10 protein-coding genes are annotated in these 17,818 nt (G+C 65.1%); 6 read left to right on the plus strand and 4 right to left on the minus strand.

Features of this window, described 5'->3' with window-relative positions; genetic code table 11:
- The first annotated feature begins 1 nt into the window (after position 1).
- Together ACP7D4_RS11540 and ACP7D4_RS11545 are read left to right on the plus strand one after the other, a co-directional pair.
- Positions 2 to 1,186, plus strand: coding sequence for a glycoside hydrolase family 88/105 protein (locus tag ACP7D4_RS11540; protein ID WP_426209199.1), 1,185 nt, complete (start codon positions 2 to 4; stop codon positions 1,184 to 1,186).
- Between the two features lie 17 nt (positions 1,187 to 1,203).
- On the plus strand, positions 1,204 to 1,497 hold the full coding sequence (locus ACP7D4_RS11545) for an L-rhamnose mutarotase (protein ID WP_426104561.1): 294 nt from the start codon (positions 1,204 to 1,206) through the stop codon (positions 1,495 to 1,497).
- Here ACP7D4_RS11545 and ACP7D4_RS11550 read toward each other — a convergent pair whose 3' ends face one another.
- Positions 1,498 to 2,403 (minus strand): alpha/beta hydrolase, encoded by a 906-nt coding sequence (locus ACP7D4_RS11550; protein WP_426209201.1) that lies wholly within the window; start codon positions 2,401 to 2,403, stop codon positions 1,498 to 1,500.
- 173 nt (positions 2,404 to 2,576) lie between these two features.
- On the opposite strand from ACP7D4_RS11550, the gene ACP7D4_RS11555 reads away from it, so the two are divergent.
- From ACP7D4_RS11555 to ACP7D4_RS11570, 4 genes are all read left to right on the plus strand, one after another.
- Complete coding sequence (locus ACP7D4_RS11555; protein WP_426209202.1) at positions 2,577 to 4,211, plus strand: GDSL-type esterase/lipase family protein; 1,635 nt, start codon at positions 2,577 to 2,579, stop codon at positions 4,209 to 4,211.
- A 118-nt stretch (positions 4,212 to 4,329) separates the two neighbouring features.
- The gene (locus ACP7D4_RS11560) at positions 4,330 to 6,786 is read left to right on the plus strand and encodes a glycosyl hydrolase 115 family protein (RefSeq protein WP_426209204.1); all 2,457 of its coding nucleotides are present in this window, start codon (positions 4,330 to 4,332) and stop codon (positions 6,784 to 6,786) included.
- A 301-nt stretch (positions 6,787 to 7,087) separates the two neighbouring features.
- On the plus strand, positions 7,088 to 10,861 hold the full coding sequence (locus tag ACP7D4_RS11565; RefSeq protein ID WP_426209206.1) for a TonB-dependent receptor: 3,774 nt from the start codon (positions 7,088 to 7,090) through the stop codon (positions 10,859 to 10,861).
- A 5-nt stretch (positions 10,862 to 10,866) separates the two neighbouring features.
- The gene (locus tag ACP7D4_RS11570; RefSeq protein WP_426209253.1) at positions 10,867 to 12,300 is read left to right on the plus strand and encodes an SEL1-like repeat protein; all 1,434 of its coding nucleotides are present in this window, start codon (positions 10,867 to 10,869) and stop codon (positions 12,298 to 12,300) included.
- A gap of 295 nt (positions 12,301 to 12,595) precedes the next feature.
- On the opposite strand, the gene ACP7D4_RS11575 is transcribed toward ACP7D4_RS11570, so the two are convergent.
- The 3 genes from ACP7D4_RS11575 to ACP7D4_RS11585 are packed head-to-tail and all read right to left on the minus strand — an operon-like array spanning position 12,596 to position 17,714.
- Positions 12,596 to 14,158, minus strand: coding sequence for a GDSL-type esterase/lipase family protein (locus ACP7D4_RS11575; protein ID WP_426209208.1), 1,563 nt, complete (start codon positions 14,156 to 14,158; stop codon positions 12,596 to 12,598).
- Positions 14,155 to 15,372, minus strand: coding sequence for a rhamnogalacturonan acetylesterase (locus ACP7D4_RS11580; protein ID WP_426209210.1), 1,218 nt, complete (start codon positions 15,370 to 15,372; stop codon positions 14,155 to 14,157). Before ACP7D4_RS11580 ends, ACP7D4_RS11575 begins: the two co-directional genes overlap by 4 nt.
- Positions 15,369 to 17,714 carry a glycoside hydrolase family 2 TIM barrel-domain containing protein gene (locus ACP7D4_RS11585; protein ID WP_426209211.1) on the minus strand — a complete coding sequence of 782 codons (2,346 nt, stop codon included), beginning with the start codon at positions 17,712 to 17,714 and terminating at the stop codon, positions 15,369 to 15,371. The genes ACP7D4_RS11580 and ACP7D4_RS11585 overlap by 4 nt, the downstream gene beginning before the upstream one ends.
- Between the last annotated feature and the right edge of the window lie 104 nt (positions 17,715 to 17,818).

Raw genomic sequence — 17,818 nt, forward strand, 5'->3', positions numbered from 1 at the left:
CATGAACACGCGCCGTAACATCGTCTCCTTTGCCGCGCTGGCCCTGGCGGCCGGCCTGCTGCACGCGCAAAGCTACCCACAGCCCACGAACGCCATGCAAGCGATCATCGACAAGGACACCAGCCGTCACTTTGGCGACGCGCCGCTCGACGCCGGCCCGCTGGCGAGCGACTTGTCGGCCAGGCTTGAACCGGCCGCCATCGACAAGGCGCTGCGCAAGGTAGCCGACTGGCAGCTGGCGCGCTCGCGGCCCTATTTTGACCGCATCTGGACCTCGAGCGTGATGTACGCCGGCTTTATGGCCGCATCGGCAGCGACCGGGGAGCGCAAGTACCGCGACGCCATGCTCGACATGAGCCGGCATTTCGACTTCCAGCTGCGCGACCGGCTGCCCAATGCGGACGACCTGAGCATCGGCCAGACCTATCTGGAGCTGTACCAGCAGGACAAGCGGCCCTCGTACATTGGCAAGACCAGGATGGAGCTTGATGACCTGATCGGCATGAAAACCGTAGCGCCGGGTGACCCGCGCCTGCCGTGGTGGTGGTGCGACGCGCTGTTCATGGCGCCGCCCGTATGGGCCAAGATGTACCAGGCCACGGGCGAGCGTAAATACCTCGACTACGTGCACGCGCAATGGAAACTGACGTCAGAGCTTTTGTACGACAAGACCGAGCACCTGTACGCGCGCGACGCCAGCTACATCGGCAAGCGCGAACCAAATGGCAAAAAGGTGTTCTGGTCGCGCGGCGAGGGCTGGGTCATGGCGGGCCTGGCGCGCACGCTGGACTTGATCCCGCCGGACGACAAGCAGCGCCCGTTTTACGTGCAGCAGCTGCGCGAGATGTCGGCGCGCGTGGCCGCCCTGCAGGGCGCGCACGGGCTGTGGCATGCGGGAATGCTCGATGCGGCCACCTATCCGCTGCCGGAAGTGTCCGGCTCGGCGCTGTTTGTGTACGCGATGGCGTATGGCGTCAATCACGGCCATCTGGATGCCGCCACTTATCGCCCGGTGATCGAGAAAGCATGGGCCGGCATTTTGAAGCATGTGTATGCGGACGGGCGCCTTGGGGGCATTCAGCAAACGGGCGCCGAGCCTGCGTTCTACCGGCCGGCGTCGAGCTACAACTACGGCGTGGGCGGCTTCATGCTGGCGGCGGCGGAACTCAAGCAGATGGCCAAGTGACGCAGCGCGCCTTCCGCATGCAGCTCAAGGCCGGTGCTGCCGACGAATACCGCAGGCGCCATGAGGCGCTGTGGTCTGACCTGGCTGCGGCGCTGACGGACGCTGGAATTTACGACTATTCGATATTTCTCGACGACGCCACGCATTGCCTGTTTGCGGTGCTCAGGCTGCGCGAGGGGGACACCAGTGCGACGCTCGCCAGTTCCCCGGTGATGCGGCGCTGGTGGGATTACATGGCGGACTTGATGGAGACCGAGCCTGGCAACCGCCCGCGCGAGTGGCCGCTCACGCCCATGTTCCACTTGCCCTAGTCACCGATCCGGCAGCCTGGCCAATTGTTCGCGCAGCCATTCCTCGGCCCTGCGCGGCCATGCGGATGCTGTTCCCAGGCCGCTTCGCATGCCCATCCCGTGCCCGCCCTGCTCGAACAAATACATCTCGGCCGGCACGCCCGCGCGCGTGAGCGCCTGGTAAAACAGGATGCTGTTCTCGACCGGGACCGTCTTGTCGGCCTGGGTATGCACCAGCAGTGTCGGCGGCGTGGCGGGGCTCACCTGCTGCTCCATTGACATCAGGCGCACCGCATCGAGCGTGGGCGCGCCGCCCAGCAGCGCCATGCGCGAACCGGCATGCGCGGCCGGTCCTGCCATCGTGATCACGGGGTACATCAGCATCATGAAGTCCGGCCGCGCGCTGACCGCATCCAACGCGGCGCCGGTGCGGCCAAGGGGATGGTCGAACAGCGTTCCCGCGCTGGCGGCCAGATGCGCGCCGGCCGAACTGCCCATCACCCCGATCTGCGCCGGGTTGAGGCCAAGCTTGCCCGCCTGCGAGCGCACCAGCCGCACCGCGCGCAGCACATCTTGCAGGGGCGCGGGGTGGCCAAACTGCGCCAGGCGATACTTGAGCACAAAGCTGGTCACGCCGAGCGTGCCAAGCCAGGCCGCATAGTGCGTCCCTTCCCGCTCGGTCGACAGGCGGCTGTAACCGCCGCCGGGGCAGATGATGACGGCGGCGCCGTTCGCCTTATCGACGGCGGGGCCGTACATGGTCAGCGTTGGCACGCTGACGTTACCCGTCTTGCCATCGGCCACAGTCTCCGCGCCGATCGCTTTAGCGCCCGGCACGCCTTCGGGCCAGAGCGGCATCACCAGTTCGGATGCGCAGGCAGCGAGCGACAGGTGGAGCAGGGCGGCCAGCACGACAAGGTATCTCATACATATTCCCGCAACAGTAAACGCCTATTGTCATCGCTTTTCGCGCCCTTGAGCACACCCCCCGCGCTTTGCTCACCCGCATGATTGCCGCTCATGTCGGTGATTGTTTCTGGCACGCATGGGCATAGCGGCAGGCGTCGCCTAGAATAGGGCTTTTGTCCACCGTGAACGTTATGCACACATTGTTGCCCGCGCTGCGCCGCGCTCTTGCCTTTGTCGTTTTGCTCGGCTGCGTGAGCGCCTGTTCACAGGCTGCCTTGGCGCCGGCCGTCAACACCGATCCGCGCCATGGCCAGAAGATCGACCTGCCGGAACCGGCCAATCCGGCGCTGCCGTCGCTGTTTCTGATCGGGGACTCCACCGTGCGCAATGGCCGCAACGATGGCCAGAAGAAGGGCGCGCAGGGGCAGTGGGGCTGGGGCAATCCGATCGCCGCGCACTTCGATCCGAGCCGCATCAATGTGGTCAACCGCGCCATTGGTGGCTTGAGCAGCCGTACTTATCTGACGGGCGGCCACTGGGAGCGCACGCTCGCCTTGATCAAGCGCGGCGACTTCGTCATCATCCAGTTCGGCCACAACGACAATGGCGCCATCAACGACGCCACCCGCGCCCGCGCCAGTATCGGCGGCACCGGCGAACAGGCCGAACAGATCGACAACCTGCTGACCGGGCAGCGCGAAACCGTGCATACCTACGGCTGGTACCTGCGCAAATACGTGGCCGATGCGCGCGCCAAGGGCGCCACGCCCATCATCGCCACACTAGTGCCGCGCAAGCGCTGGGATGCCGGCGGCAAGGTGGTGCGCAACCTGGCCGAGCATGCCGGCTGGGCGCGCGAGGTCGCGCACCGCGAGGGCCTCGCCTTGATCGATCTGAACGAGGCCGTGGCCAGCAAATACGATGAGTTGGGCCGCGACGCGGTGCTCAAGCTGTTCCCGCAGGCAACGCCCGACGAGCATACGCATACCAACCTGGCCGGGGCTGAACTGAATGCGCGCATGGTGTTGGCGGGGCTGCCCGCGCCGCTTAAAGCGTTTCTTCGCCTGACCGAAGATGCGCGCCCCGTAGTCGACGCAGCTACGCTGCCGGACGAAACGGCGCGCGATCCGACGCTGCCCACTTTGTTCCTGGTCGGCGATTCGACCGTCAAGGGCGGCGGCCAGAATGACGTCATCGGCTGGGGCGAGCGTATTGCGCCGTTCTTTGATGCGCGCAAGCTCAACGTCGTCAATCTGGCGATCGGGGGGCGCAGCAGCCGCACGTTCTTTACCGAAGGGCGCTGGAACAAAGCCCTGGCAAAGGTAAAGGCGGGCGACTTTGTGCTGATTCAGTTCGGGCATAACGATGGTGGGCGCGTGGGCGACCCGGCCAACAAGAACCGCGCGTCGGCACCCGGGACCGGGCCCGAGACGGTAGAGGACCGCAGGCCTGACGGGAGCGCGGAGCAGGTGCATTCGTTCGGCTGGTATATGGCCATGTATGTAGCCCAGGCCCGCGCCAAGGGCGCCGATGTGATCGTGTGTTCGCCCGTGCCGCATCGCGATCAGTGGGAGAAGGGGCGCGATTTTGCGCTCGTGGCGCAGTGGGACGAACAGGTGGCGCGCGCAGGCGGGGCGCAGTTTGTCGATCTGACGGGGCTGGTGAGTGATGGGTATCGGGCGGCCGGTACGGGCACGGTGAATGGTTTTTTTGCCGATGCCAGGACGCATACCAACGACGCCGGCGCTAGCTTTAATGCGGCGCGCGTGGTGGAGGGTTTGCGCAAGCTCGAGGGCGATCCGTTTGGGGCGTTTTTAGCGAGATGATCGCGCCATTGTGCTCGCGCAGGAGCGGCGTTTCCCGCCTGGTTTTGGTTTTCCCGTTTCCAGACGCCGCGGTTTCTGCGCTCGCGGGGACGAGGTCGTGATCTATTCGAGGCAATCGATGGTGCATCTTGTGCGGTTTCTATTCCTGGTTCTGGTCTGCCAGGGCGCCTTGGCAACCGAAACCTGGGTCGCGCAGACCGGCAGCGCGCACGACTTTCCGCTCGCTACCCGCAGCGCCACCGCGTCCATCCACTATGCCGACACCGACGCCAAAGTCGTCGCCATCGCGGCCGGCCACCTGGCCGACGACGTGGAGCGCGTCACCGGCCGCAAGATGGCCCTCAACGCTAACTCGAACGGCCCCATGGTCCTCATCGGCACCCTTGGACATAGCCCCTTCATCGACCGCCTCGCCGCCTCCGGCCAGCTCGACGCCACGCGCCTGGCCGGCGCCTGGGAAAGCTTCATTATCGCCACCGTCCAGCACCCGTTCCCGGGCGTTGCGCAGGCGCTGGTCATCGCCGGCAGCGACCGCCGCGGCACCGCCTTTGGCGCCTACGAGCTGTCCCAGGCGATCGGCGTCTCGCCCTGGTACTGGTGGGCCGACGTGGTCCCGGCAAAAAGGCAGGCGCTCTACATTCGCGCCGGTACGCGCCGCTTTGGCCCGCCCTCGGTCAAGTACCGCGGCATTTTCATCAACGATGAAGACTGGGGCCTGCAGCCGTGGGCGGCGCGCACCTTCGAGCCCGAGCACGGCGGGATTGGCCCCAAGACCTACACGCGCGTGTTCGAGCTGCTGCTGCGCCTGAAAGCCAATACGCTCTGGCCTGCCATGCATGCGTCGACGCCTGCTTTCAACAGCTTTCCCCAAAATGCCCAGCTGGCCGACGACTACGCCGTCGTCATGGGGTCGTCGCACGCCGAACCCATGCTGCGCAATAACGTGAGCGAGTGGAAGGACGGGCCCGGCGCCTACAACTATCAGACCAACCGCGACGGCGTGCTGCGCTACTGGACCGAACGGGTGGCCGCCAACGCGATTTTTGAAAATTTTTATACCGTCGGCATGCGCGGCGTGCACGACTCGCGCATGCAGGGGCCGGCCACCGATCCCGAACGCATCAGTCTCTTGCAGCAGATCTTCGCCGACCAGCGCGCGCTGCTCGCCGCGCAGGGCGGCCCGAGCGCCGACCGGATCCCCCAGCTGTTCTGCGCCTACAAGGAGGTGCTCGGCCTGTACCGCCAGGGTTTGCAGGTCCCCGAGGACGTGACGATCATGTGGCCGGACGATAATTTTGGCTATATCCGCGGCTTTGCCAATGCCGCCGAACGGGCGCGCCCGGGTGGCTTCGGCGTCTATTACCACCTGTCTTACCTCGGCGCGCCGATGTCGTACCTGTGGCTGAGCACCACGCCGCCCGCGCTGGTCTGGTCCGAGATGTCCAAGGCTTACGACACCGGCGCGCGCCGCATCTGGATTGCCAATGTGGGCGACATCAAGCCGGCCGAAGTCGATACCGAACTGTTCCTGCAGATGGCGTGGGACGCCAGGCGCTGGACTGCCGTCACGCTGCCGCGCTTTTTGCCAGAGTGGGCGCGGCGTGAGTTCGGCGCGCCGCATGCGGACGAAATTGCCGCCATCATGCAGGGCTATTACCGCCTGAACTACCGGCGCAAGCCCGAGCAGCTGCAGTGGTGGCTGCCCAAGGAGGCGCCGCGCCATAGCGACTTGTCGGCGCAAGAATCACAGGCGCGCCTGGCGCAGTTTGCGCAATTGAACGCGCGCGCCGAACGCGTGGCGCGCGCGCTCGCCCCCTCGTTGCAGGACGCGTTTTTTGAACTGGTGGCTTATCCGGTCGCCGCGTCAGCGCTGGCCAATCGGCGCTTGATCGAGGGCGAACGCGCCAACCTGGCAGCGGCGCTGGCGGCCAATGCGCGCCTGGAAGCGCTGACGGCGCGCTGGAACACCACGCTGGCCGGCGGCAAGTGGCGCCACATCATGGCCGAGGAACCGGCCGACAGCCAATGGCGTTCACTGCGCGCCGCGCGCTGGACCATGCCTGCCTATTCTGCGCCGGCCACGCTGCGGCAAGGGCCGATCATTACGCTCGAAGCGGAGCGCTACGATCACGCGCGCCAGCAAAGCGGCGCTGCGTGGACCGCCGTGGCCGGGCTTGGCCGCAGCGGCGCAGGTGCGGTGACTGTGCTGCCAGCGAGCGCGCCGGCTGTGTCACTGGAGCAGGCGCGCAACCGCGCGCCGCGCCTGGCTTACCGCTTCCGCGCCGCCGAAGGTGTTGCCGACCTGGCGGTCCACCTGGTGCCCACCCATCCAATCAGCGGCAACGCTTTGCGCCTGGCCGTGGCAATTGACGACGGGCCGCTGCAGCTGCTTGCGCTTGAGCTCAAGGATGGCGGCGCCGACTGGGCCGCCGGCGTGCTCGATGCGCGCCGCACCGCCCGCGCGCGCATGACGATTGGTGCGCCAGGCGCGCACACCTTGTACGTCTACGGCATTGACCCGGGCGTCACCCTTGACCGGATCGATATTTCCTTCCCGGCGCAATCAATCCCGTGATTGCGCGCGCCTGAAAATCCGAGCATCTGTTCGGTGAATTGGCGTGCGATACCGTTTATTTAGTTTATCTGATTAATTCCGGGAAAAACGTTATCGCATCTGCTCAATATGCGTCGCTTTCCTGCGCCGAAAAGACACTTTCGATCACATTGCTGAGTGTTTTTTGGAACGTCCCACACAGCGCAGATACGCCAATAGACTACAGGCTGTCCCGCGTGTATGTATCCAGCGGGGAGCGGTTGCACCGATCAGCAAGTCGACAAAACAGGTCCGCTACGAGACCAATAACGGAGATAGACAAATGCGTGAAAATTCAATAATCCGGCCGAATCGCCTGAGCTTTGCGGTATCGATGGCAATGGCCTTGCTGGCGGCCGACGTCGCGCTGGCGCAAGAGGTCAAACCGGCGCCAACGCCGCTGGCGCAAGACGCCAAAAAACCTGCCGCGCCGGCTGTCAAGAAGCCTGCCGCAGCGGTTGTCACCACCGACGTGAACACCGTCGTCGTGGTCGGCGCGCGCGAGTCGCAGCGCAGCAGCATCGCCCGCAAGAAGAACGCCAAGACGGCGATGGACTCGATCGTGGCCGAAGACGTAGGCGCTTTCCCCGACCGGAATGTGGGCGAAGCGATTTCGCGCATTGCCGGCGTGGCGCTCGACCGCGGCGACTTCGGCGAGGGCGTGAGCGTCTCGGTGCGCGGCAACGGCGCCGACCTGACCCGGGTTGAACTTGACGGCCAGGCGGTGCAGGCCGGCGGCGGCACTGACCTGCTGGGCGGCGGCGACGGGCGCGGCGTGGAGTTTCGCGAAATGTCGTCGGACCTGATCAAGAGCGTGGACGTGGTCAAGGGTTCGACCGCCGACATGGTCGAAGGCTCCCTTGGCGGGGGCATCATCATCAAGACGCGTACCGGCCTGGATTTCAAAAAGCCGTTTTACTCGCTGCGCCTGGGCGCTTCGCAAGGCTCGCTCAACAAAAAAACCAGTCCCAATGTGAATCTGGTGGTGGCCGATAAGTTCCTCGACAACCGGCTGGGCGTGCTGCTGAACGTCAATGCGTCTCAATATTATAACGAAGCCCATTCACTGGCCAATGGTGGCAGCAACAATACCCAGGGACCGCTGCGCCAGGTCGACTTTGACAACTCGCCGGAAAAGACGTTTTCCTTCAATCCGGCCGCACTGTCGAAGACTGAACCGTCCGTCACCAAGCCGTTCCTGATGTCGCCATTGACGGCAGGGGGCACGTTTGACGCCTCCAGCCCGATAGAGCTGGTCACCCGCTCGGGTGCGGCGGCCACCAAGGCTGATTGCAACGCCGCGTTCCCGGCGTTGACCAGCGCGCAGACGGGCGCCATCAATGGCCCCACGGCGCGTACGGCGGCGATCAACCAGCGCTCGAATGAACTGATCACGTGCCTGAACCAGTGGAACGATTACTCGCCATCGATCATCCGTTCGATCGTCAAGCAGCAAAATGACAAGCGTACCGGCGCCGACCTGCGCTTCGATTACAAGGTCAACAGCGCGCTGTCGGTGTATGCCAAGGGCAGTATCAACCGGCGCACGGTGGACGACCATGTCAGCTTCTACAATCTTGGCAACGTCAGCGTCAACAATGCGGCCGTCAATTCACCGACCACCGGCTACATTGGCAGCAGTATCGTCGACGCCAACGCGGCCGTTCGCGCGGCGGCTCCCAAGTCGGGTTACTACACGTATGCCAGCACGCCATCGTTTCGCGCCGGCGCAACGCCGGCCATGGGCGCCACGGCCAACGTCAAGCCCGGCTACACGGTCGACGACTCGCATCACCTGACCAAGTACACCATCACCGACGGCGGCTACGGCACCGACCAGATCAACAGCAAGGTCGAGACCAGCTCAAAATATCTGCAGCTGGGCGGGGCCTACAAGAGCGGCGACCTGTTTGCCGAGTTTTTTGTCGGCAGCGCCAAGTCCGACTCGATGCGTCATGATGTGCGCGCCGCGTATAACTATGGCTACGGCGAAGCGACCTTCAGCCTGCTGCCCGACGGCGCCTGGGCTTTCGCCCTGCCCGAAGGGAGCAACCGCGACCAGCTCAATTACGCCAACTATGCGCCGCTGGCGCCGGCCCCGGCCCAGGCTGCAGCGCCGCTGTCGGCCACCAATTCGCTCGCCACGCCGGCCTATACGCCGGCCCAGCGCGCGCTCTATACGCCGACCACCAACTTGCAGGTGATCCGGGCGCGCAAGAGCGAATCGGGTGAAAACACAGCGCGCGCGGACGTCACGTTCCGCCTGCGCGACCGGGTGCCATTCCTGACCTCGATCAAGACCGGCTTCAACTTGCGCGACACCTCCAGCGTGTCGTGGGGCCTGGGCGGCGGGGCGATCAAGGACCCGATCGGCACCTTTGGCACCCCCGGCTACCAGCCGGGCGTGTACCTGCCGAACCTGAACGCGAGAAGCTCCGTGGTCGGCTGCCAGAACACGCCAGGCTCGCTGGCGCCGGGCGGGCAGCCCTGCGCATACGGCTACAACCCGAGCACCAACCCGACCGCGCCGCTGTTCGGCCAGACGGTGCTCAGCCCGGCCGCCTATCTGGACATGGTCAAGCAGACTTTGTCGGTGGCGCCGTCCGGCCAGTTTTACGGCGGCGCCAAGGGGCGCGCGGACGGCTTGATCAACGGCTGGAACCAGATCGACATGGCCAAGCTGTACCAGCTGGCAGGCATCGAGAAGCACCTCGATTGCATCGTGCGCTGCACCGCGACCGACGGCAAGGACTACGACCAGGCCATCTCGCGCTACGACGAGCGTAGCTATGCCGGCTATCTCATGACTGACTTTGAGCTGAACCGCTTCCCGTTCACCAGACAGCCGCTGCCTTTCGGGATCGAATTGTCGGGCAATATGGGATACCGCATCGTCAAGACCAACGTCAAGGGCACCGGCCAGCTGGCCTTCACCTCGATCAAGAAGACAGCGGCCTACGATCCGGCCAATCCGGACGCCGCAGCCGGTATCGTCACCGCCACGTTCCGCCAGAATACCTCGATCGAAGATGATACGACCGACATCCTGCCGATCTTTAACCTGGCCGCCTGGATCGTGCCCAACAAGCTGGTGCTGCGCTACAACCGCGCCAAGACGGTGGCCCGTCCTGGCCTGAGCCGGCTGCTGCCGAACATCAACTGCCGGTACGACGAGCGCAGGCTCGATGCGCCCGACGACGCCGACGGCAGCGACGCCGACCAGACTTGCACCGGCACCATGGGCAACCCGGGGATCAAGCCGTTCACCAACATCAATTCCAACTTTGCCGTCGAGTGGTACGTGAACAAGGACACCATGTTCAGCGCTGCCACGTTCGTGCAGCGCGGGCGTATCGGTGCGCCGAACGGCGTGATCGCGCGCTCCGGCGTGAAGGTCTTTGGCGCCTCCGATTTTGTCGACCCGGTCTCCGGCGTGAAACTGTCGGACGTCGACTTCACCTTCAACCAGTACGACAACCTGAAGCCGTCCACGCGGCGCGGGGTGGAGTTTGGCACCAAGACTGCGTTCACGTTCTTGCCGTCGGTGCTACGCTACACCGGATTTGACGCCAACTACACGCGCGTGCGTTCGACCGAAGCGACGCCTACGCTCGACCTGCTCACGGGCGACACACTGCCGCCGCCGTATGAGCCGAAGTATTCGTACAACGCGTCGCTGTGGTACGACGACGGTGCTTTCTCGGCCCGCCTCGCGCTGCAGGTGGTGGCGCCGCGCTACAGCTGCTTTGCGCCGTGCACCAATTCGAACGTTGGCGTGAACAACTTCCCTGCCGACGGCGCGTCGAGCTGGCGCCTGCCGTACAACCCGGGCCTGCCGAACTTCATTGACCGCACCCGCTATCTGGATGCCAAAATGGCTTACCGCTTCAAGAACAACATAGAGCTGTTTGCCGAAGTGCGCAACCTGACCGGCGAGCGCACCCATAACAGCACCGGCGGCTATGAGGGCTATTCGAGCGGCGCGCCGAACCTGTTCTACGATAACTACAATGGCCGGCGTGTGATGGTGGGCTTGAATATCCGGAGCGCGCAGTGAGTTTGATGGCCAGGCCAGGCGCGCTGACGCTGGCGGGCAGCCTGGTGCTCGCTGCCTGGGGGCCCGCGCAGGCGGCGCCCCAGGCGAGCGCCGCGCCCGAGGTATCGGTCGTGACGGTGCTGGGACGCATGGCGCCGCGCACTTCACCCCGGGTACGGCGCTTGAGTTCGTCGTCGGCATCATCGTGTGCTTACGATGTTTCGTCCAGCCAGCAAGCTTTCATCGACAGCTACCTGGACAGCTTTCAGGGGCGCGAGCGGGGGCATGCCGGCGACGAATTGGACACGCGCGTGGAGGGCGATGCACAGGCTGGCGCCAGCTTCAGCGACACCAGCCCGTACGGCGACGCGACCGGCGCCGGCAAGCCGCTTGACGCCGAGGATCGCGAGGGCCGGCGTTCTGCCTGCACCCAGGCGTCGTACAGCGCGGCGGCGGGGCGCAACCAGATCGCGCGCACAGACAAGTCGCTGGCCGAGGCGTATGCTGCCTACGACCGGGGCGACTATGCGCGTGCGCTCGCTTCCTTCCAGGCGTCGTACAACAAGGTTGGCTGGGACGAGGCGGCGCTGATGGCCGGCACCATGTACGAAGCAGGCCAAGGCACGGCGCGCGACCCAAGGCAGGCAGCGGCGTGGTATGAAAAGCTGGCCCTGGCCAGGCTGAACGCGGCCCATTACAGCAAGTTCGATCCGAAGGCGCCGCAACAGGGCACGCCGCGCATCGAGGCCCAGGTGCGCCTGGCGCAGCTGGCAATCACAAGCGGCGACATGGCGCGCGCGCGCTCGTGGTACCGGCAGGCGGCCGAACTCGATCATGTGCCGGCGCGGTATACACTGGGGCGCATGCTGTACAGCGGCTTTGGCGGCGAGCGGGATGTGGTCGGTGGACTGAAGCTGTACGCTAGTGCGGCGCTTTCCGGCTACGTCCCGGCGCAGCTGGCGCTGGCGCAGGTATCTCAGGAAAATGACCCGCAAGGGGCGTTTGGCTGGTGGCAAAAAGTCGCCGTCAATGCGCCGGCCGGGCGCGACAAGGTCGAGGCGCAGTACGCGCTGGCGCAGGCGTATGACGAGGGCTTGGGCGTGGCGGGCGACCCGGCGCGGGCGCTGGCGTTTTACAAGCTGGCAGCGGTGGCGGGACATCCTGCGGCGCAAAATGCGCTGGGGACGTATTTTTTTCAAGGCCAGCAAGTCGGCCAGGATTTGCCGCTGGCGCGCAAGCTGTTTCTGGCCGCTGCCTCGCAGGGGTTGGACGCGGCGATGGTCAATGCGTCGGCCATGCTGTACCGGGGTGAGGGCGGGGTGAGGGATCCTGTGCAGGCGCTGTCTTGGCTGCGCCTGGGCGCCAAGTTGGGCAATGCGCAGGCGGTGCAGGGCGCGCTGGTGGTGGAAAAGTCGCTTGCGCCGGATGAACTGGCGCGGGTGAACGCGGTGGTGCAGTAGTTTGCATGGGACTGTGGCACAAGAGGGACCGCGTGGCAGAACAACGTTGTCCTCGCGTGCGCGGCCGTCCGACGGCTCGGTACCCATAGAACGGATGCCAATAGTTCTATTCTAGTCAATGTGTTACCGTGATCAGCTCGTGTAAATGAGACCGTGACTCGTCCGTTCTATGGATCCCCGCGTGCGCGAGGACGATGTAACTGTGCTGCGCTGCTGTCCCTTCTGCTAAAGCCTAGTACGCGAGGACGTTGTGGTTCAGGGTTTTCGGCGCAAGCATACTGCGCGCGCGCTCGCCCTACGGTTTTAGCAGCGGCTCGAGCGCGCTCGCCCACATTTCGTACCCCTCGGCCGACAAGTGCAGCTTGTCGCGGCTTAGCCCTTTCCAGTTGTCGCCTTCCGGCGTAAAGCGCGCCGCCAGATCGATGTAAAACACGCGCTTGTCGTCCGCCAGTTTGGCCAGCTGCAGGTTTGCCTGGGCCATCTTCCCGGTCGCCCGCGCATTGGGCAAAATGCTCATCAAGGCGATCCTGGCAGCAGGGAACTTGCGTTGCGTGGCCGCCAGCACCGCTTTCACGCCGGCCGCAATCTCGTCCGGCGTATCCTGAACGTTGTTGGTGCCGATCATGACCACGGCCAGCTTGGGCGCCAGGTTCGGCAAGGCGATGTTCTCGAGCCGCCACAAGGTGTGCTGGGTCTTGTCCGCTCCCAGGCCGAAGTCGAAGCCGCGCTCCTCGAAATGCCGCTTCCACACCGGCCAGCCGGCGCCCCAGCGCCATTGCTCGGTGATCGAGTCGCCAACGAACACAATCTGCGCCGGCTGCCCCCGGCGGCTGGCCACGTAGTCGTTGAAGTAGGTCTGGTAATTCAGGCGCGGCCGGTAGTTGCCATCGTCGGCAATGGTGGTGGCCGGCGCGCCCGCTGAGCGCAGCGTGTCCACCAGCGCGGCTGGGACGGCAATGGCCGTGCCGTGGCGCATGCGCAGCGCCGTGCCGTCGTCGGGGAACTGCATTTTGGCGGTGACGTCTTCCCAGTTCACCATGTCGCGCGAGCGCAGCGCGCCGTAATGCTTCGAGGTGTACGCGTCGTAGTAGACGATGACGTCCTGGCCCACCTGCAGCGCGGTTGGCCCTTCCACCCACAGCCCGCTTTTGGTGATCGGTGCGCCCAGCTGGCCGAAAGGGCCGCGCACATCCGGCGCGGCGGCCAGCTGCAGGTATTTGCGCGGCGGATGGCGCGTTTCATCCTTCACCATCAGCCACGACTTGCCGAGCGCGCGCACGAAAGTGGCATCGATCACGCTAAAGCCGGGATCATAAAACAACTTTGTGGGGGTAAAGGACTTGAAGTCGCGCGTCGTCGTAGCGTACATCCGGTGATTGTATTTTTCTTCCGATGAGCCTTCGGTGAGCGGGAATTTGCCCGGTATGGTGGAGGCCCAGAATATGAGGAATTCGCCGCGCTTGTCGTCGTAGGTGATCTCAGGCGCCCAGGCGTTGAGCACTGTCGGCTCATGCGCCATCACGGGCAGTTCTTTTTGCTCGGACCAGTTCACCAAGTCGGTGGACGACGCGTAGCCGATGTTGTTTTCGTTCCAGCCCGACGTCCACACCATGTGGTAGGTGCCGTCCGGTCCGCGCACGATGCACGGGTCGCGCATCAGGCGCGATTTGCCGACCTTGGGCTGCAGATAGCTTTTGCCGCCATTGAGCTTGTCCCAGCGATAGCCGTCGCTGCTGGCCGCCAGGTGCAGGCCGTCTTCGCCGTTGTTGGTAAAGTAGGTGAACAGATAGGCGTCACCCGCGTGGGCGGCGGCGCTGGCGAGCAGCAGTGCCAGCGGCAGGAGTTTGGGCAGTTTCATTGATTGGTCTCGTCGCCAAGCGGGCGCTGTGTGGTGAAGTCGGGGCTGGCCGGAACGGCGAACGCCGCCACCGGATCGGGGTGGGCCGGATCGAACACGCCGGCGTCGTCGGCGATAAAGACGGCGGCCGGCACCTTGGCCGCGCGCAGGCCGGTCACGATGGCCTTGGCAAGCTGGTAGCTGCCGTAGTTGTTGTGGTGCGTGTTGTCGGTCTGGCCGGGCTTTGGCTCGGCAAACGCCAGGCGCGATTGCTCGGGACCGAGCGCCTCGTAGAACGGTTTGCTGATCGCATTCAGGTCAATGAAGGCCGCGCCCAGTTCCTGCGCCGCCTGGCGCGCGGCGTTGGCGTAGTCGATCAGCGAGGGTCGCACTTTGCCATGCTCGTCAAAGCTGCGCCTTTCCATTGGCGAGACAATGACGGGCACGCCGCCGCGCGCGCGGATCCGCGTGACGTGGGTGCGGATTTCGTCCTTGTAGGTGGTGAACGGGCCACCCTTGCCATCCTTGAGCTGTTTCTGGTCGTTGTGCCCGAACTGCATGATGACTGTGTCGCCCGGCTGCAGGGCGCTGAGCACCTTGTCGAGCCGGCGCCGGGCGATCGCGTCGCGGTAGGTTTCGCCCGACTCGGCATGGTTGGCCACTGCAATGCCCGGCTTGAAAAACCGCGGCAGCATCTGGCCCCAGCTGGCGTACGGTTCGCGCCCCTGGTCGCAGACGGTCGAGTCACCCAGCAAGAACAATGTGGGCGTGGCCGCCGGCACGATGCGAATCTCGCGCACTGCGGGATGGGCGCCGATAAATTCGAGCGTCAAGCGCGCATCCCAGGAAACGGCTTCGTCCACGGTTTCGCGCGGCGCCTTGAGCTTGACCTGGCCTGCCGCCACGCCCGGCACTGCCTTGATCTGCGCGGTGCGCACATTGACCGTAAAGGTGCGCGTGGCCACTTCACCTGGCAAGGTGCGCACGTTTTCCAGCATCAGGCGCCGCAGTTCGGCCTTGACCGTGGTGCTGGCCGCCTGGCTTCGGTCGCCAAAGCTGATGCTGACGTTGTAATTGCCTTCGGGGAGGTCGGCATTGAAGACCAGGGGCTTGCCCCCTTGCGCCGCAGGGTCGAACGTGTAGCGCATGGCGTCGCTGCAATGCGCGCAGGCCGACAATGCCAAAGCGCTTGCCGCTGCGCTTGCCATCTTGGCGGCAAAGCCCACGCGCTTCATGGGGCCGCCGGCGCCGTGGCGATGCTCAGTGACGCTGGCGGCAAGCCCTTTACGGATGCCTTGAGCGTGATGGCGCTGCCCGTCGCAGTGGCCTTGACTACCGCCAGGCATTTGCCGGCGGCGGCCACGCACGCCGTGCCCTGGTACGAGGCGTGGCTGTTGATGTCGCCATTGTCGAGCGCTGCCAGCGCGCCGGGGCCGGCCACGGCAAAGCTGATCTCCTGGCCGCCGTTGGGAACCGTCACGCCCTTGGCGTCGACCAGGCGGGCAGTGACGAAGGCAGCGTCGTCGAATGCGGCGCTGAGCTTGGGCCGGCTACTGGTCAGTTCGATGCGCGCCGCCGGGCCGGCCGTTACCAGTTCTTCGGCGGCGACTTCCTGGCCGCCATTGCGGCCCACGGCGCGCAGCTTGCCGGGCGCGAAAGTGACGTTCCACGCACGCGGCGCGGCATCCTTGGGCAGGGCCTTGGCGCCCAGCGACTGGCCATTGAGGAACAGCTCGACTTCCTCCGCATTGCTGTACACCTCGACTTTGGCATCGTCGTAGGTTTGCATGTCGGTCGGGGTCCAGTCGTTGACCCAGGAGCCGGCGCCGCCGTTGTCGTTGTTGCGCACGATGTGCACCACCGGCTCGCTCGACCACCAGCTGCGCCGCTGCAGGCCGCGCGGCTTCCAGTTGCCGGCGCGATCGAACAGGCCCTGGTCATAGGTGGTGGCGGGCCAGTCGGCTTCGCCCAGGTAGTCAAAGCCGACCCACAGGAACTGGCCGGCGACAAAGGCGTTGTCGCGCATGGCGAGCCAGGCCGCGCTGGTGTGGCCGTTTTCGGTGCCGATGACCTTGCGCGCCGGCTTGGCCAGGTGCGCGGCCACCAGTTCGCTCTCGCGGTAGTTCTGGCCCACGATGTCCATGGTCTCGACGAAGCCATTCTGGTAGACCTTGGACAGGGCGGGGCGAAACAGCGCCATCGTCACCGGGCGCGTCGGGTCAAGCTGGTGCACCAGGTCTTGCTGCATCTTGTACTTCTGGAAGCCTTCGGGGTTGTCGAGGTTGTCATGGATCTCGTTGCCCACGCTGTACAGGATGATGCTCGGGTGGTTGCGGTCGCGCAGGATCATGGCGCGGGTGTCGGCTTCCCACCATGTCTTGAAGTTCAGGTTGTAACCCTTTTCGCCATTGTGTTTGGCGGCGGTCCAGGTGTCGAATGTCTCGTCCATGACCATGAAGCCCATGCTGTCGGCCAGGTCGAGAAATTCTGCGGCGACCTGGTTGTGCGAGGTGCGAATCGCATTCACACCCGCCTGGCGCAGCAGCGTAAAGCGCCGGCGCCAGGCGTCGAGCGGCACGGCAGCGCCCAGTGCGCCAGCGTCGTGATGCAGGCAGACGCCCTTGATTTTGAGGTTCACGCCATTGAGCCAAAAGCCGGTGGCCGCCTCGAATTTTGCGTCGCGAATGCCGAAGGTGGTGCTTTGCTCGTCAAGTACCGCGTTCCCGTTGAGTAGCACCGACACGGCGCGGTATAGCGCCGGTTGCGACGGCGACCAGCGCTGCGGCGCCTTGACCGCGCCGGCCTGCTCCAGCGTGGCCGACTGGCCGGGCGCCACAGTCTGGGCGGTCTCGATGGTCTGGAGGGTTTTGCCGTCCGGGTCGACGATGGTGGTGCGCAGCGTGTAGCGAGCGCCGCTTGCCGATTCATTGACCACGTCCGCTTGCAGGCGCAGACTGGCGTTGTCGGCGCCGGCGTTCGGCGTGGAGACAAACACGCCGCCGGCGCCAAAGTGCACAGGCGCCGTGCTGACCAGTTTGACGTGCCTGAAAATCCCGGCGCCCGTGTAGTAGCGCGAGGCCGGTTGCACTGTCGTGTCGGTGCGCACGGCGATGACGTTGGCCTGGCCCTTGCCGAACTTGAGGTGGGCGCTCAGATCGAGGCTAAAGTTGACGTAACCGTAGGGGCGTTTGCCCAGGTGGACGCCGTTGATCCAGACGTCGCTGTTGGCCATCACGCCGTCAAATTCGATACGCACGCGGCGGCCCGCCTCGCCGGCCGGCAGCGTGAATTGCTTGCGGTACCAGCTCACGCCGCTGGGCAGGTAGCCGCCGCCGCGCCCGCTGGGGTTGGCTTTGTCGTAGGGGCCTTCAATGCTCCAGTCATGCGGTACGGCCACGCTTTTCCAGGCGGAATCGGGGAAGGCCGGCGCTTCGGCACCCGCCGCGTCGCCTTTCAGGAAGCGCCAGCCGGGGTCAAACGAGGTGGTCACGCGGCCGCTCTGGGCAAGCGCGGGAAAGGCGCCCAGCAGCAAGACGATGGTGGCGGTGAGACGAAGGGCTGGCAGCAGTGTTGGCATGAGGTCGGTTTCTATAGCGCGAATGGGGGAAAGCCTGAGCGGTATTCTATGTGAGGCATGCATGCGCGCAAGTGATGACTGGAAAGAATCAAAAACTTGATTGG

It is taken from the genome of Massilia sp. TWP1-3-3 (genome assembly GCF_049897805.1).
GTDB lineage: Bacteria > Pseudomonadota > Gammaproteobacteria > Burkholderiales > Burkholderiaceae_D > Telluria_A.

Bases quoted from the DNA above. Each gene is read 5' to 3' on its own strand.
- ACP7D4_RS11545 (WP_426104561.1), top strand. From the start codon at position 1,204: ATGCAGCTCAAGGCCGGTGCTGCCGACGAATACCGCAGGCGCCATGAG.
- ACP7D4_RS11555 (WP_426209202.1), top strand. From the start codon at position 2,577: ATGCACACATTGTTGCCCGCGCTGCGCCGCGCTCTTGCCTTTGTCGTT.
- ACP7D4_RS11580 (WP_426209210.1), bottom strand. From the start codon at position 15,372: ATGAAGCGCGTGGGCTTTGCCGCCAAGATGGCAAGCGCAGCGGCAAGC.
- ACP7D4_RS11570 (WP_426209253.1), top strand. From the start codon at position 10,867: ATGGCCAGGCCAGGCGCGCTGACGCTGGCGGGCAGCCTGGTGCTCGCT.
- ACP7D4_RS11585 (WP_426209211.1), bottom strand. From the start codon at position 17,714: ATGCCAACACTGCTGCCAGCCCTTCGTCTCACCGCCACCATCGTCTTG.
- ACP7D4_RS11560 (WP_426209204.1), top strand. From the start codon at position 4,330: ATGGTGCATCTTGTGCGGTTTCTATTCCTGGTTCTGGTCTGCCAGGGC.
- ACP7D4_RS11540 (WP_426209199.1), top strand. From the start codon at position 2: ATGAACACGCGCCGTAACATCGTCTCCTTTGCCGCGCTGGCCCTGGCG.
- ACP7D4_RS11575 (WP_426209208.1), bottom strand. From the start codon at position 14,158: ATGAAACTGCCCAAACTCCTGCCGCTGGCACTGCTGCTCGCCAGCGCC.
- ACP7D4_RS11550 (WP_426209201.1), bottom strand. From the start codon at position 2,403: ATGAGATACCTTGTCGTGCTGGCCGCCCTGCTCCACCTGTCGCTCGCT.
- ACP7D4_RS11565 (WP_426209206.1), top strand. From the start codon at position 7,088: ATGCGTGAAAATTCAATAATCCGGCCGAATCGCCTGAGCTTTGCGGTA.